Annotated in this window: 8 protein-coding genes; all 8 read right to left on the reverse strand. The window is 34.0% G+C overall.

What is annotated here, in order from left to right:
- Position 1: 1 nt before the first annotated feature.
- Positions 2–1,438 carry a sulfatase gene (locus tag Q0731_RS02730; RefSeq protein ID WP_299059518.1) on the reverse strand — a complete coding sequence of 479 codons (1,437 nt, stop codon included), beginning with the start codon at positions 1,436–1,438 and terminating at the stop codon, positions 2–4.
- 26 nt (positions 1,439–1,464) lie between these two features.
- Positions 1,465–2,694, reverse strand: coding sequence for a mandelate racemase/muconate lactonizing enzyme family protein (locus tag Q0731_RS02735; RefSeq protein WP_299059521.1), 1,230 nt, complete (start codon positions 2,692–2,694; stop codon positions 1,465–1,467).
- Between the two features lie 11 nt (positions 2,695–2,705).
- Entirely contained in the window at positions 2,706–4,187 is a 1,482-nt protein-coding gene (locus Q0731_RS02740; RefSeq protein ID WP_299059524.1) for a sulfatase, read from the reverse strand.
- Between the two features lie 128 nt (positions 4,188–4,315).
- Entirely contained in the window at positions 4,316–7,093 is a 2,778-nt protein-coding gene (locus tag Q0731_RS02745) for a glycoside hydrolase family 78 protein (RefSeq protein ID WP_299059527.1), read from the reverse strand.
- Positions 7,094–7,120: 27 nt separating this feature from the next.
- Positions 7,121–10,375, reverse strand: coding sequence for a glycosyl hydrolase (locus Q0731_RS02750; RefSeq protein ID WP_299059530.1), 3,255 nt, complete (start codon positions 10,373–10,375; stop codon positions 7,121–7,123).
- On the reverse strand, positions 10,365–13,655 hold the full coding sequence (locus Q0731_RS02755; protein ID WP_299059533.1) for a family 78 glycoside hydrolase catalytic domain: 3,291 nt from the start codon (positions 13,653–13,655) through the stop codon (positions 10,365–10,367). Before Q0731_RS02755 ends, Q0731_RS02750 begins: the two co-directional genes overlap by 11 nt.
- A 1-nt stretch (position 13,656) precedes the next feature.
- Positions 13,657–16,182: an alpha-L-rhamnosidase gene (locus tag Q0731_RS02760; protein ID WP_299059536.1), complete on the reverse strand. Its 2,526-nt coding sequence runs from the start codon at positions 16,180–16,182 to the stop codon at positions 13,657–13,659.
- A 156-nt stretch (positions 16,183–16,338) separates the two neighbouring features.
- Complete coding sequence (locus Q0731_RS02765; protein ID WP_299059539.1) at positions 16,339–18,255, reverse strand: hypothetical protein; 1,917 nt, start codon at positions 18,253–18,255, stop codon at positions 16,339–16,341.
- Between the last annotated feature and the right edge of the window lie 70 nt (positions 18,256–18,325).

An 18,325-nucleotide genomic window follows, 5' to 3' on the forward strand; every position in this document is an offset into this window, starting at 1 on the left:
TTTATTTTAATTTTAACCTAGTACTTAACTTCGCTTTTAGCTCTTTAACTAATTCTAGGTGTTCTTCAGCTATATTCTTAGTTTCCTTTTCTGTTGTTGTGTGATCATATAATTCAACAAATCCATCTTTATGCAGTGTCATTCTATGCGTTGAAGTTCTGATGGTTGAAGCTTTATTGTTGTAGGATATAGCATAGTGACCAGTAGCATTCGGATCTACTAATAGTTCTTTTAGAGACGTCCCATGAGCATACTCAGGAGTTTCAATTTCTGCTAAATCACACAAAGTCGGAAAAATATCGACTGTTTCTACAATAGCATCTGAATTCGCACCTTTATGTTTCATTCCTGGGTAATGAATTATTAAAGGTGCGTGCAACGACTCCTCAAACAAACTATGTTTTCCCCAAATCGCATGTTCTCCTAAATGCCAACCATGGTCTCCCCAAAGTACAACAATAGTGTTTTTATCTGCTCCTGTTTTTTTTAATGCTGCAAGAATTTTACCAACTTGGGCATCTGCATAACTCACACATGCAGCATAATGACGACGTACATCATTCGCAAAATCAGCATCTGTATTAGGGTTTTTACCCCAATGATTATATTTCATAAATTCACCAGACCCATGCCAAGTGGTTTTTCCTTTCGGTTTTTGAGAATGTTTTATTTTAGGAAAATCAACACCATCATACCTATCATAATATTTTTTTGGTGCACCAAAAGGTAGGTGTGGTTTAATAATTCCAACAGCAAGAAAAAATGGATTCTCTTTATTACTGGAAAGGACTCCTAGTTGTTTCACAGCTTCATCTGTAATTGCTCCATCTGGATAAATGTTGTCATCGCCTTCTATGGTTTGAAAAACGTCCATACTACCTGATTTTACTCGGATCTCACCATTAGCTAATCCATGCATCATTCCTCGTGGATGTTCCCATTCTGCAACTGGCATCAAATGTTTATCCCAAGCATTGGGCATCTCTACTTTTGTGCTATCATTCCATTTTTTTCCTCCTCTACCTCCTGGATGATGAGATACTTTTCCAACCGAAACTGTTTTATAACCATGAATCTTAAACCACTCAGGAAGACTTTTATCTATTTTTTGAGTACCTTGTTTTATTTTATTTGCTCTACTAAAAAGTGCATTATTTCCTGCTGGTCCATATTGCCCTGTTAATAAGGTATAACGAGATGGACCACAACTTGGTGAGTTTACAAAATGTTTCTGAAACCTAATACTCTTTTCAGATAAATCGTCAATGTTTGGTGAACTAATATAATCTGCTCCAAAACTCTTCAATTCTGGACGAAGATCATCCACACAAATAAGTAGCACATTAGGCTTTTGATTGATTTGTTCTTTTTTACAATTTGTTATTGCAAAAAGAGATAGTAGGATGTAAAAAAAAGATATTTTTTGTTTAGCTCTCATTGTTATATCATTTTCTATTGTTTTTTCTAAATTTCAATATATAATTCACTTACTTTTTTCAAGTGATTTGTATCCAATTCCACACCAAAACCTGGTTTTGATTTAAAAGAATAATACCCATTATTCTCCTTTTTAGTTGCAGTGCTCTGCAAACATTCTAAATACAGTTTAGAATCTTCCTTTTTCTCTATGGCTTCTACCCAAGTGGCATCAACACCAATGGCTATTTGTTGCCACGCAGAACAAGCAGGACCAACCAAACTGTCGTCGCCAATCATCACTTTTGCACCAATTTCTTTTACCTTTTTGGCTAGTTGGGCTGTATGGGTAAAACTTCCCATTGTTGATGGATGTAAATTATAAATATGCCCCATACCTGGTTTCATCGTTTTGATTCCTTTCCAAGCAGGACGCATAGGCGCATCTGGAATTAAAGATAAATCACCCACCATCTTTTGTAATTCAAACCATTGATTCGTTTTTAAATTGGCTGGATCTTCAATCGCATCCAATCCATTGTCTTTAAATCGATTCAATATAGATTTTAATTCGTCTAAGGATTGCCATTTTTTATAGCCTTTATTCACATCAGAAATTACAACAGCGTCATTACCTAGAACGTCTCTTATGGTTTTTAGTAACTTCATATCAATTTTCTCATCACCATACATTTTAAATTTTAGATGATGCCCAAGGTTCTGTTCGATGCTTTTTTCTGCTTCTTCTCTAACTTTTTTCTCGTCTTTATCTAAAATGCAATATAAACCTGGAACAGGATTTTGACCAGTTAAACCCAATAGCTCAACCGCTGATTTATTTTGAAGTCTTCCTGATAAATCCAAAAGTCCCATATCTAAAAACTCCAACATTTTAAGAGATCGTTTTGAACCTAATACTTGTTCTGATGCTAATAATTTTTGAGACTCACCTAATGTTAAACCTTTAAATTGTTTTAAGTAGTTTACCCAATCTGTAGGTTTAAAATCCGGATTGTTTTTAGATGCTGGCGTTTCTGTCCAACCATAAAAATCTCCCGCAGAAATTTTTATAAATAAATGCTGACGATTATGCCAAGTACCCCAAGAAAAATAACGTGGTATATTGATATCATATCGAAACAATTCGATTTTTGTAATCTTTTCGTTTAAATATTCTGTTCCGTTTTTACTTCCGCAAGCAGATAATAATGGATATGTTGCACCTGCAATACCCAATGCTGACATACTTTTTATAAAATCGCGTCTATTTGTTTTCATAACTAATTGTTTTACCAAGGATCATTCATAGAAGTTAACAATTCTGCCAATTCCGTTTTCATTTTTTTGTCTAAACCTGAATCTTCTCCCCAAATGTTTTTCATCTGATAAGGATCTTTAACATCATTATAGAGATAATGGAACTTTTCCCCACTTTCGTGTTTTACCACAGCATAGGTATATTCTTTTGTTCTAAAACCACGAGCATCTCCATTTGAAGCAAAACTTTTCCCTCCAAAATACAACTGTTTTCCTGGGCGATTTACAGGTTTATCAATAAATAAACCGGCATAATTTTTACCATCTACTACCTTTGGTATTTTATATTCAAATCCCATTAAACCTAATATAGTTGGCATATAATCGGGTACACTCAATAAAATATCATCCGTTTTTGGTTTTACTTTTTTTGGATAATGGAGGATTAAAGGAATTTTATACGCTTCTTTAAACCATACGTTTTTATGCATTAAACCTTGGCTACCTAGCATTTCGCCATGATCTGCAGAAAATACAATAATGGTGTTCTCATACAAACCCGCTTCTTTTAACTTTGCAATAACACGTCCTATTTGATCATCAACACCATTTACAGAAGCAAAATAATCGGTGGCTTGGTCTAAGCGCTTTTCTACACCATGATCTCCCCTTTTTAAATCATAATTGTCATTAAATTTTACATTGGGTCTATTTAAAACGTCTTTATGCGTCATGCCTTTATAACGTTTTCTGTAACGTTCTGGCACTTGTTTAAACGGGGTGTGTGGTGGGTTAATAGACCAAAACAAGGCAAAAGGCTCGTTAGCTTTTCGCTGATTTTCATTGTTTTTTAGGTAATCAATAATAACATCGGCTTCATGTTCTGCCGACCATTTTTTGATGTATGTTTTTTCGTCTTCTTTGGCATTGGTTGTCCAATAATAAGGTACATTATGTCTATTGTGAGTTCCGTAAGCATACCAGAAAGAAAATCCGTGTCTTCTATCTGGTGGACACCAAGTATCCCAAACACGTTTTACATTTGGCGCTGTAGGTTCTGGGCCATCTAAATGCCATTTTCCAACATAACCTGCACTGTAACCATTATCAACTAAAACATCCGAAAAACAGGTTTCATCTTTCTTCAAGTAGTTTCCTAAAGCTGTTCTTTGAGAATTGCAATTTTCTACAACACCTGTTGATAAGGAATAACGCCCAGTCATTAACATCGCTCGATAAGGACTGCATAATGGATTGTTTGCGACTGCCTCAGAAAAAAACACTCCTTCTTTTGCCAATTGATCTAAATTTGGTGTATAAACTGGATCTTCGTTTAGAAATCCCAACGAAGCTTGACGATACTGGTCTGCAAAAATGAAAAGTAAATTTGGTTTAGATTCCACAGTTGCTTCTTCTTGTTTTGGCTTGGTTTTACAAGATGATATACCGCATATAATCAATCCAAAAAGAGTCAATTTTACCAATAACTTAATTTTTACATTTAGTTTATTCATACTTATCTTATTATGTATTCTTTAATTCAGTTTCGTTTATTAATTTAACAGACTTTGAAAAACGATTAGTTTCTCCAAAAGTTAAGGTCTTCAATTTTCATTTAACTTCTCTTACAATAAACATCTTTTTAATAATTCGTTTTAAATGAATATGTTCCAGAGTTTACCTTAAAAACAAAAGCTTTTTTCGTTTTACTCAATAGTTTTACATCAGAACCACCCTCAAATTCACCTCCATTTACTTGAATATTCTCTTGAATATTTCCTGGTACTAAAACTTGAGCTGTAGTGTTTGGAGGTACTATTATATCTAAATAAAATTGTTTATCTACTAATTTCCAACTTGAACTTACGTTACCATAAGGTGAATTGTAAGTGGCAGCTGCAGATGTTAAGGGACCACCCGGTATAGGAGCAATTTCAATTTCTTTGTAACCTACTTTAACAGGTTTAATACCCGCAATGCGTTCGTACATCCAACGACCAATTGCACCGTATGCATAGTGGTTAAAAGAATTCATACCTCCTTTATTAAAACCATCTTTATGAGTATAACTGTTCCAACGTTCCCACATGGTAGTTGCCCCTTGATTGATAGAATAAAACCACGATGGATAAGTTTCTTTAAACAAGATTTCATACATCAAGTCGATCTCACCAATTTTGTCAAGTACTAAAGGCAATAAAGGTGTACCTAAAAAACCGGTACGCAAATGGTTATCGGTTAGTTTTATTTGTTCCAATAAATGAGGTACTGCTTTTTGCGCTAATTCATCATCCAACAAATCGAACGCTAAGGCTAATAAATAAGCGGTTTGAGTTTCAGGACCTTCAATAATGCGTCCTTGAGTATCGAAAAAACTATTTTGAAATACATCGCGAATAGCATGGAATAAAAACTCATATTCTTTGGCTTCAGACTCAAATCCTAGCACTCTTGCGGCTTGAGCAGTTAGATTAACAGAATGTGCATAGTGGGCTGTGATAATTAGCTTGTTGGAAGTGATACCAAATCGCTCATCTCTTTTGTGTGTTGAATAGGGTTGCAACCAATCGCCATGAGTAAACATTTTAACAATATGGTCTTTGGCATTTGACTGATAAAATCCTACCCATTTTTTCATACTTGCATAGTTTTCCTCCAAAACACCTGCATCCCCTGTACGTTGGTAGGTATCCCAAGGAACAATTGTAATCACGTCACTCCAACCAGCACCAGCCCTAAGTCTACCTCCTAAAGAAGGTACCATTACAGGAACTGCTCCATCTTCATCTTGATCATCACGTACACTTTCTAACCAACTCGCCCAAAAGGAATGAACATCTCCTAAAAAGAATGAGGTGGGTGCAATTACCTGAGCATCGCCTGTCCAGCCTGCTCTTTCATCTCGTTGAGGACAATCTGTTGGTATATCGAGTGTATTACCTCTTAGCCCCCAAATAATATTACTTTGCAGCTGATTTAGTTTTTCGTGTGAAGAGCTAAACTCAACATTCAAATCATAATCAGAATGCTGAACAATACCTGTCACCCATGATTTATCTGGAGAAGCACTTGGATCAAAACCACTCAACTCTACATATCTAAAACCATGAAACGTAAATGTTGGCTGATAGGTAATTTGTCCATCTTCTTTGGCCGTATAATAATCTGTTGAAACGGCTCCTCTGTAATTTTTAGTATACATACGCCCATCTTGTTGAAGCATTTCAGCAAAACGTATTTTTAAGGTTCCATCTTTCTGCATTGGTACCTTAATGCGAGGTACACCCACCATATTTTGCCCCATATCAAAAATTACTACACTTTTATCAATCTCGGTAATATTAATTGGTGCTAATTCCTCAACAGATTTAACAGTGTTATGTCGCTTTGGTGTCAATCTTATCGCTGCGTCTTTATCTTCAGCAATAACCTTTTGCCAGCTTGTATCATCGAAAGATTTAGATGACCACCCTTTTAGTTCTTTTCGCGCATCATATTGTTCACCATCATAAATTCCAGCATAAACAATTGGACCATTTTGAGTAGCTGTCCAATTTTCATCTGTAATAAAAGTCTGAACATCTCCATTGGTATATTTCACTTCAAGTTGACACATTACTTTAGGAGAAAGCTTTGGATACCCTCTAAGCATTAATCGACCTGCATACCAACCCTCTGCCAATGCAATTCCAATAACGTTAGTTCCATCTTGTAAATGATTTGCTACATCGTATGTTAAAGTTTCAATGCGCTTATTATAGGGCGTCCATCCTGGAGTCATGACATCATCACCAACCTTTTTACCGTTTATCTCAGCTTCAAAAAGTCCCTTCGCTGTAATGTACAATCTAGCAGATTCAATTTTAGAATCAATCGTAAAATCCTTTCTCAAATACTGAACTTTATAAGAGGTTTTATTCGTTTTAGGCGACTTTGCTTTGTCCACTTTTGCCAAGCTAATCCATTTGGCCTGCCAATCGGAATTATTAAGCAGTCCTAACTCAAAGTTGGCTACCTCACTCCAATCAGAAGCCTTTTTATCTTGATCCCAAAACTTTAGCTGCCAGTACACTTTTTGTCGCGAGGACAGTTTTTTTCCTTTGTATTTTACAAATAAAGTTTGATCACTTTCCACTTTTCCGCTTTCCCATAAATCAGCATTATCGGGCAATAGTTTAGGGCTAGAAGCCACAACTATGGAATACCCTACTTGCTGTTTGATGTTTTTATTTTGTGGCAGTTTCCACGAGAAAGAAGGGGTCGCATCGTAAAACCCTATAGGATTTTTAAATTGCTCACTTACAGTCAAATCCTGGGGTACGTTCTTAGTATTGTTATTGTTATTAATTGAAGAGCAGGAAACTAAAAATAGTATTACCAATACAACGGTTGCTAGTTTATTACGAGTAAATATGTACATGTTTATTTTATTTAAAAAACGTATTTATTAATATTCTACGGATTCAATAACCACTGGTCCTAACAATCCGGAAGGCTGCAATTTTGATTTTGGTTTGATATCATCAATGACTAACCAAGTATATTTCTCCTCTTCTGCTCTTTGTTTGTCTTTTATCAATTGATTTCTCCAAAGGTTTACAACTTCTATTTCTAGTTGATTTTCACCCTTTTTAAGTGCTTCTGAAATATTTAAACGATAAGGTGCAATCCAAACACCACCAACATCTTGTCCGTTTACTTTTACTTTCGCCATTACAGAGAGTTTACCCAAATTTATGTAAAACTCTTGATTTTCGGGAAGTTGATCTACCGTAAATGTTGTACTATAAGTTGCTGTCCCAGAATAATATTTTATTTTTTCATTTTCTGAAGTAGCCCAATCTTTTAGCGTATTAAAAACAACTAGGTCTTTTGGACCTATTTCTTTGTTCTTAAAATCTACTGTAAATGGCGCTTTCAATTCAATTACTTTTTCAAAAACAGGAAAGTTTTCCGTATTTAATGGTTTTGTTAAGGTTTTGTTTTCTTTCTCAAACACCACAAACCAACTCTGAGCAGCTTCCATTTTTAAAGGTACTTTTATTCCTGTTTTCGTAATTTCAAAATCTGGTAAGGCTCTAATTTCGCCATTAACTGCATTCCATAATTGTGGTTTTAAATCTCTAGCTACTCTAAAAACTGGCTCCAATTCTATTTGTTTATTACTTTGGTTTGTGATGAAATAAATATCCATTTCTGGTGTATTTCTATGTGCCCACAACAACGGTTTATCATCAGCAATGGCAACATCTTTAGCTAATTTCAGTTTTGAAAATACTTCTGACAAATTATAACCATCCAACACCAAGCCTTCACCATAATTTTTAGTCATTTTTCCTTGTGCATACTTTCCATTCCACATCTTATTAGCAATAGTTTTTACGATCTCATCGCTTTGTGGATAGTTCTCTAAACTTGGCGATTTTTCTGGTTTTTGCCCTAAAATAATTCCACCTTGTTTCACCAATGCTTCAATCTTTTGTAATAATTCTGGACGCATGGTTTTAAAAGGTGGTAAAACCATAACTTTATAAGACATACCATCTGGTAACACAAAACATCCATCTTTTACAGACAATCTGTTTAGAATTACTTCGGCATTGATATAGTCATACGAATAGCCTTTTGGAATTTCAGGAACACGACCGCCCGTCATTATTGGCGTGTCTTCTCCAATAAAATAGCACACATCTGCTACATATTTGCCTTGTTGCAATAAGAATTGAGAACGACGTAAATAATCAAAATACGTATCTGCTTGATGAAACCAAGTGTTATGACGATTGAATTCCGTTCCAAACCAAGCATTCATCCCTGGTTTTCTATTATCATCTGGTTGTTGAATATACAAGTGCAAAACAAAATGATTGATCCCTTCTGTAAGCGCCCAATCGCCTCGTTTTTTCAACATTGCTGGATGCCTTAAATAGGTTTTTCTTGCAGATGTAAACGCTTCTGCAGAAGTTATTGGTTTTCCATACGTATGAGATGTGGATGATGAAGCTTTGCATTCGATATTCCCTAAAGTACCTTCGTTCCAGAATTCTCCTGAAATTAAGTCTGATTGACCTCCATACATCATAAATTCACCAGGAAAACCCCAATGCCCATAATTTTCTAGCCAAGTTTTTAAATTATGTTTATTACTTGCTTTTTTTAAAGCACCTACATATTCATAAGCAACATCATCTGCAATGGCACGTCTTAAATCCCAAAGAAATCGTTCTGATTCTTCCACACTTCCCACAATTCTACCAGATAAAACTGGTAAATATTTTACAGGATTGTAACCGTATTTTTCTTGAAACTTGACTTCATAATTGTCTGTCCAATTTTGAGAACCCATTTCATAACTATCAGCAATTACATATTTAAAAGCCGATTTACTCTCTTCTGGAATGTGTTTTAACAATTCGCCAACAAAATTATCAAAGTGATATTGTACGAGTTCGCCATTCATTTTATCAACTTCATAACCTACACCTTGAGGTGCAGCAGGTGCATTTTTTGTTCCTGTTGGTGACATTCCCATTCTAAGAATCGTCCAATTTCCTTTTGGAGCGTTCCAATTTAGATTTCCATTTTCATCAATTTTATTGCTGATATCAATAACTTTATCAGGATTTAAACCTAAGTTTTTAGATTGAAGTTCATCTTGCTGGCTAAACACATACGTATTCCAATTAGGTTTTGGAGTTGGATGCATTTTACCCAATTGTTTTTCTATATATAACTCTAAAACAGGTGCTTCAGAAATGGTAATTTCTGAAAAACCATAGCTTTTTTTACGCGAGATAAAATTGGTGAATTTCAACTTAAATTCTTTCGCTTTTACTTGGGGTAATGTTGTGGCAAACGCACCTTTTAAAATAGGCCCAACATTGGGTGTCATTTTAGAACGATCAAAAGTGAACTCTTTGATTATTTGTTCTTTTCCATCAACAATTGCTGAAATTTCTATTTTACATTTAAATTCTTTACTTGGAGAAATTGAAATGGAACGCGCAGTAATTGCCTCTTCCATATTGAATGTAATTTCTAAAGCTTGCTTCGATTGAATTTTAAAATTGGTTTCCGAATTAATATCGCCATCAATTAAAGCGTTTACATCAATATCTTTCCAATTAGTTGTTACTTTTGTGGGGATGAATTGTGTGCTTTTTTGTTCATCTTCAGATGATTTAAACGCTAACGTATGCGTGTCTTGAAACTTACTATTTGGTTGTTTTAGTTTCACATTTACTAATTGTCCTCCTGATACTTTCGTTTCACTATAAGTTAAATAACGCATCGCTTTTTCAGAATCTATCCAAGGACCTCCACTTTGGCTCCAACCTGGGCAATTAAAAATACCAATATCTACACCAATACGTTTTCCTTCCACAACAGCGTGCACCATATGAGACCACCATTCTTCACTCAACATTGGTACTTTTCCATCTTTACGAGCTGGATTAATATTGCCAATTAAAGCACCACCAATACCTGCTTTTTTCATAGCTTCTAAATCTTTGGTAATACCATCTTTTGAGATATCATCATTAATCCAATACCAGTAACACCATAAATTATTTTCTTCTTTTAGGTTTACAAAACCAGACTTTATAGCATCGTATTTTTTAGAGTTATCACACCCTAAAAAAAGAAATGAGATACATACAACAACTATAATTACAGTATTTTGATAATACTTATTTTTCATTTTTAAAGATTTTTAATTCCTTTATTGAAGGTGCTTTCTTTGCATCCAAAATAAATAACCTACATTTTGTAGATTCAATAGTTTCAAATTGATGATTTTTATTTCCTCCACAAGTGTTCCCTTTTACAATATCTTTCCAAGCACCATTTTCCCAATATTGCAATTTATAAGAAGTGATGTTATTCTCAAATTCATCAACAATAATTTGATTGAATTTTTGTGGTTTTACCCACTCTACTTCTACATATTGATTTTTAGTTTCGGTTGCCAACCAACGAGTTTCATCATCACCATCATTTACTCTAAAAACTTCAAAAACGGGTAGTTTTTCTGATTGAATAAACATTGAAGACGCATTCATTCTACCTAATTTTGCTAGATTTCTAATTTCATTTAAAGGTTCTGGAAATTGTGTTATTGGCAGTTCATAAACCTTAAAATTATAAACACCAGATGTGACATCAAAAATAATATAGTTACCAACAGCTTTATTTTTTTCTGTTCCTATAAAAGCGATTCCTTCTGATTTTTCAGCCAAAACATCATTTTCTTGAATTGCATTTTTATGATTTGCTAGCAAATACAGTTTTGCTGTTGTATTTACAGGAATTTCAATATGAAATGTTGCACCTTTGTCTTCTTTTTTCCAATTAACAACAACATTTCCATACATAGATTGGTATGCTGTATTTGCAAAAGATAAATCGCCAACAAGTGCTGGTTTAATAATCATATTCTGCATTCCTAAACTTTCTGGATTTGGGCGAATTCCGCCAAAACCTTTGATGAAATAACCTCCTATTCCTGTATAACAAGTATGTATTTGGCTGTTTCCAATAGCAGACCAACGTTCTGGCCAAACCGTTTTTCCTTGTTCTAAAAAGTAGCCATAACTTGGGTGATGTTTGTCTCTTAACAATTCGTAAATTAAATCCATACGTTCACCAGATTCTGTAAAATATCTTGTGTATAAAGCTTGTCCTGAACTTCCTGTATCGTAATAAGGAAATTTATACAAAACATTATCTACTAAATTTGCTGTTACTTTTTCTTTTTCTGATGCTGGTGTTACTCCAGATATTAATGCAAACGCTTGATCTACTTGATAGCCATTGATATATTTACCTGTTTCAGGATTATAGGACAATTTGTGAGTTGCTTCTCTTTGTACTTTTAAACGTTCTTTATAAATTTTTGCATCTTCATTTTTACCTAAAGTCTCAGAAATTTGCATTGCATTGTCTAACATAAATGCATACAAACAGTTGTTAAAATGTATAGCTTCAGGCGAATTACTGCTCGTCCAAAAATTACCTCTTGGTGTGCACCAATCTCCTAATCCTGGAAATTCTCTTAACCCTTGTGTTCCTGCTTTTATAGCTCCTTCAGTTTCATAATTAGAATTGTCATACAACCATTTCATCCATTTTTGCATCGATTTATAGTTATCTTCTAGTACTTTTTTATCGCCTAACATTCTGTAGGTTTCCCAAACTGTTAAAGGATTATTGGCTTTCCACATTAAAAACGGTCGATCTTCTTCATTAATTACAGCTCTGGTTCTTCCATCAGGAAATTGTGCATCTCTGGTGTATTGTAAATATTGATCCATATAGGCACCACTTTCAAAATTTGGCAAAGCATCTCCATACATTGCAGCCACTGTAACTTCTCCCCAACCACGTCTTTCTCTGTGAGGGCAATCTACCAACATACCATCCATTGTGTTGGCTAAATACGTGTTTAAATTGACTTGATATATTTGATTGAGTTGTTCATTTGAAGAACTAAAACTACTTATTTGCTTTCGATTATTTGTGACTACAAAACCTTTTGCATCTTCTAATTTTGGTTGATAATTTAACCCATACACAGTAACCCATCTTCCACCAGCAACATTAAATCGGTTTTTAAATGTTCCTTTTCCTGATTTCCCAAAAATATATTTACTTTTTTGATTCCAACTGGAAGTTTGTCCTAATTGATCGGTTATCTCAAACAAAATAGAATCGCCTTCTTGCCCTTTATACAAATCCATTTCGAAAAAACCAGTGTAGTTTTCTCCCAAATCAATTCTATAAGAACCATCTTTATTTTTATCAACCCCAATCGCTTTTAGTTCTTTAAATTTTACTTGAGGCTCTACCATTTGAGCACTTAATTTTGCTTTAATAGGGCTGTACAATGCACGTACTTCTCTATTTTTTCTACTATTTAAAGCAAAATACATATTGTTGCCTTCTGGTATTTTAACATTTAAATCTTCGTGATTGTAGATACTTGCATTCATCCAATTGCTATCATCATAATCTGCAGCATTCCAGTTGTCTTCTCTTTTGCTATCATCAATCGTTTCTCCTCCAAAACGCAGGATATCCCAATCTCCATAATATTCTGAATGACTTTTTTTAGTCTTCCAAGAAGTGTCTGATTTTAAAGTAATTTTTTCTCCACCTGATACAATTTCAGCTTGTGCTTTAAACACAAAAGGAACATTTCTATATTCTCTAATACGTTTCCAACGCGCCCAACCTGCTGCGTGCCAAATGGCGATTACGTTGTCTCCTTTTTTTAGTTTATCAGCAATATTATAAGTTAAATACGGAATTCTTTTTTTCATATAAGAAGACACAGGATTCATTACATTATCTGTGATTTTCTCTCCATTTACGTACAGTTCGTGATAACCAAAAGAACCTACAAAAACAAATGCTGAAGATGGATTTTCTTTTAATTCGAAATTCTTTCGATACCAATTATGGTCTGTTTTTTTCTGATCGGATTTTAAAATCCAATCGCCTTTCCAATCCGATTGTTTTAATAATCCCATTGAAAATTTTGCAGTTTTACTCCAGTTTGAAGCATTATTATCTTTATCCCAAACTTTTACTTTCCAAAAATACTGTTGTGCAGATGCCAAAGGTTTTCCTTGATAAATATTATGTACAGATTGGTTTGAGTTGATTTTCCCAGAATCCCAAACATCGCCTTTGTCATTTTCTAAATGCTCTAAACTACTTGCTACTAAAATTTGATATCCAGTTTGTTTTTGTCCTCGCGTTTGGTTTTCTTCAATAATTTTCCAACTTAAACGTGGACTTGTATTGTCAATTCCTAATGGATTTTCTCGATATTCGCATCGTAAATCTTTTGGTAAAATAGATGTTGAATTTTCACAAGCACCTAATGATGCGAATACAATACATAAAAGAAAAAATTGAATTAGATATTTTCCTCCCATTAAATTTATTAAATCACTCTTAATTAATGTTTTACTCATTTTATTGAATCTTTATCAGATATTTACCCGAGGTTAACTCAAAGCTATTGTGTTTAACTTTTTTGTTATTTAATTTGATTTGTTTTGATGTATACATTGGTAGTTCCACCAAAGCTGATGAATTTTCTGGAATTGTAATCGACCAAACAATCATCTCTCCATTTCTTTTCCAATTACTTTCTATTTTCCCTTTTGGTGATTTATAAGACACTTCACACCATTCTAAACCTTCTAAAAAAGTAGGTTTTAAATAAAACTTTTGAAATCCAGGATGATTTTCATCAGGTCTGATTCCTCCTAAACTTTCGTGAAAACTAGCAGCAAATCCACTATTCATAGGATGATTAAACGAATTTCTATAATAACGTTTTGATTTGTCCCAATTAGCAATCAATTCTGGCCACGTGCTCAAGTTGTGTTCTTGGGTTACAAAACCCAAACTAGGATAATCTGTAATTTCCCATAAATGTTTGGTAACTTCACTGTGTCCAAAATCATTTAATACTGAATATAAAGGGCGATGTCCAAAAATACCTGTTGTAAAATGGCCTTTTTTATCTGTCATTATGAGTTTGGCTAAATCATCAGCAACCAATTGTTTTTTATGTTCTGGAACTAAATTAGTATATAGGGCAAAAGCATTTCCTGTTTGAGAACTATAAGAGTTGTTTTTTTCGTCAAAAAATTGATCATTAAAAGCCTTTTTAACAATATTTGATTTTTCTTTATATTTTGCAGCAACATCATTTTTATTCAACAAAATTGCCATTTTTTGCATTGCCACTAAAGATTGATAATATAATGCTGTTGTTGTTAATGCTGGTGGTGTATCCATTTGCGGATTTCCTCCTGGAGGACACCAATCTCCATAACCACCATTTATAATTCCTTTTTCTTGCACCTTTTCGTCTAAGTATGCCATCCAACCTTCCATCATTTCCCAAGACTTTTTTACAATGGCAGAATCTCCATAATAAACATAGGAAAAGTAAGGAATCATTATTGTAGCTGCACCCCAATCTGGTCTTGCTTGTAAATTCAAACGTTTTCCAACAGAAACATTCGCTGGAGCTCTTTTATCATAAGGAAAAGGGTCTTTAAAATGAGCTTTAGAAACGCCCAAAACCGTTTGCATATCGTCTGCCGTTTTTTGCCATAAACGCGCTAAGTTAAAGTTGTAGCTTGCAGCCTCAGCAACTACATAAGCATCGCCCATCCACGCACAACGTTCTCTATGAGGACAATCACTTAACAAACCTTGCAAGTTATCTTCTATGGTTAACATAGAAACGTCGTAAAATTTGTTTATCTGCTCATTTGAACATTTAAAAGTTCCTGTGCGTTCAACATCGGTTCTTACCAACCAACCTGTAAATTGATCTATTGTCGGTTTCTTTTCTAAACCTTCTATTTGTATATATTGAAAACCGTGATATGTAAAACGAGGCTCCCAAGTTTCTAAACCATCACCTTTGCATATATATATGTCTGTTTGCGTATTTCCTGTAACGTGAATTCCTGTGGATGCTGGATCAATGTTTTTTTTATCTGGCATTAAGTGTTCTGAAAAACGCATTTTTACTTCTGTTCCTGCTTTTTCTTCAACATTTATTTGCAACCAACCTGTCATATTTTGTCCCATATCAATAATCCAACCTTTTTCTGCAGGAAGAATGGCAATTGGAGTAATTTCTCTAACCTTTTTCATTGGTTCTAATTGTTGCTCCATCAAATTATTGGTTGGTGCTTTCATTAATTCAACAGTATTCCAAGAAGTATCTTTATAATTAGCACTGGACCAATTTTTAATTTCTTTTCTGGCATCATAGGTTTCACCGTGAAAAATATTATCAAAAAGAATGGGACTATTATTGGCTTTCCAGCTTTTATCGGTTACAATTTGTGTTGATGTTCCATCTTTAAAGCTAATATTTAAAACTAGAATAGCTCTTGGTTTACCATAATTCAAACCTGGCCAAAAAGCAATATTTTGTCCGTAAAAACCATTGCCTAACATAATTCCAAGGCTGTTTTTTTCTTTGAGAAATTTGGTAACATTATGACGTACAAAAAAAGCACGTTTGTCATAAGAAGTTTGCGCAGGATCTAGCACTCTATCTCCAACTTTACTTCCATTTAGGTATAATTCATACAAGCCCAAACCACAAATAGCAACTTCTGCAGCTACAATTTCTTTGTTTATGGAAAATGATTTTCTTAATAATACTGATGGATGTGCTCTACGTTGAACAGCTTTCAATTCCTTTTCAGTTGGTTGCCACGTATTGATATCCATTGGAGGCTGATTTCTCACAAAATCTCTTGTAGACCACTTTTCTATGCGATTGTCTTTTGTGTAACCAATCCATTTGGCTTGACTCCAATCGATAGGTTTCGATTTTATAAAATTGTCAGCATCAACCTTACTTATTACTAAGTTTGATTTGAAAAAATTAGAATTCATAAACGAGATGAAAACACCAATAAAACATATCATTAGAATTAGATAAATTTTATTTTTTTTCATCGAGTTTTAGGTTATGGTTTGTGCTGAATTATTGATCTATAAAATTATAGTAAGAGTTTGTGTGTATTATTGTGAAGCAATAATATATATATTTTACAGATGCTTTCATATATAAACAGGGAATCAATTTAAATAATTCCCTGTTTTGATCAATTTTTAACTTACAGTTATAGATAATTCTAACGTTTTACTATCTTCCTCAAAAAACACTTCTAATGGTAAAGCCTCCACACCTGGCACCATATTAAAAGTTCTTTTTCCTGAAATTTCTTTGGTTTTAATAGGTGCACTTGCTTTAATAGTTACCAAACCTTCTGGTTTTTGAATGGTGATTTCGTTTTCGCTAATATTAGTTACCACTTCACTAGAAGGAGAAACAATTGGCAAAACAAAAGCTGTTTGTGCTGTAATATCTTGTTTTGTAGTTACTTTAATTTCTGTTGCATTAGCAGTACATTTATACGCAATATCAAATGCAGCAGCAGTTTCTGTAACCACTTCTCTATTTACATTTTTTAATTTTGTATCTGCAATTAATTCAATAATTCCGTTTTCATCTTTAGATGCAACTGTTGCTGGTAAATCGTATAAATTTGTGTACCAAACATCATCTCTAAAAACCTCTACTCTAGGTGTTAAACAAATATCTTTGTTGGGTTGTACTTGTTGATTATTTTTTTCTACCATAGCATATTCTGCCATACTTGCTGCACACAATAAACCAACTTTATTATGATATAAAACGCCTAAAGCACCACCTGAAGCCTGACGATAATCGTATTTATAATGGTATTCTGCATCGTAGGCACTTACAGTTCCTCGCCAATCTCCTCTTGCAAAAAGATATACATCTAAATCTTTAAAGTGTTTTACTCCATCTGCAGTGGTTCTTGGTAAATTTGTATTTGTATTAATTTCTGGTAAATGATCCCAATGATCTAACAATGCTGCTAATGGTTTTGCGTGCGTAAATGTGTGGTGTACACAAGGTGGAATACCAGCCTCAATAAAACCAGGACCTCCGTGAATTAATCCATCTGCTGTACAACGTTGTAATAATTCTGTATTTATTACTGCTGCTGTTCCAAATGCTGGATTGATGTTTGCCATCATTCCAAATGCAGGTTGACTACCATCACAAGTTCTACTTCCCCAATAACTCCATTTGTACATTCTGTTTCCCCAACTGTTATCCCAAGCACCATCTGGCAGCATAAATTCTAAATGACTATTTAAAGATTTGGTTAAGATTTGTAACAATTCTTCATCATTTTCTTTAATAGCATACATTACCAAGCTATTTAAAGTTTCCTCTACATTGTAACCTAAATCTACTCCATGCAAACCTTTTTCACTTAATTTACTTGAGCTTTTCTTACATTCACCAAACAATAATCCTTCATTTTCTGTAAAATAAACTTTTACTTGAGAAGCTAATTTTTTACTCTTTGCTTTAAAATCCTCTCTATTTACAACATTCCCAATTAAATTTAAACCATAAACTGCTGTTCCTGGGTAATTTATATTGGTAAAATCTATTGTAAATTCTTTATAAATATAGTCGCCAGCTTTTTCTAAACGTTTTGTCCAAGCATTTCGTGTTTCTTCATCTAAAACATGTCCATGATAATGCAAAGCTTCAGCTAAGGCAATAGCTCCAAAAACACTAATTCCTTTCCAAGATTTTGGATTTTTTATAACAGTCCATGCTCCACTTTCTTGAGAGACATTATTTTCTGCCCACGTCATAACCAACTTAGCACCTTCTACGTATTTTTCATCGCCAGTTTTATCTGCCATATACAAAAATGGATAAACTGCATCCATACAACGTCCGTGAATATGCGAACAAGATGGGCAACCTAAAGCACCATGCACATCTAAATCTTCTGGTTTGTTAATTTGCACTTTTAACATACCATCGCTCCAATCTTTTAACAAACCAGATATTAAGTTTTTAAATTCTAAGGAATGTTCTGGGTGTGTGGTGCAAGCATTTAAAATACCTGACATTGGCATTGATAATCCTAATCCTGCTATTGCAGAAAGCTGAAGGAAGTTACGTCTTTTCATTTTGGTTGTAATTTAAGTTTTAAACTTATAGAGATACTATTTAAAATCTGTCCTGTTTTGTCCTGTTTAG

This window comes from uncultured Polaribacter sp. (genome assembly GCF_947497695.1).
In the GTDB taxonomy this organism is placed as follows: domain Bacteria; phylum Bacteroidota; class Bacteroidia; order Flavobacteriales; family Flavobacteriaceae; genus Polaribacter.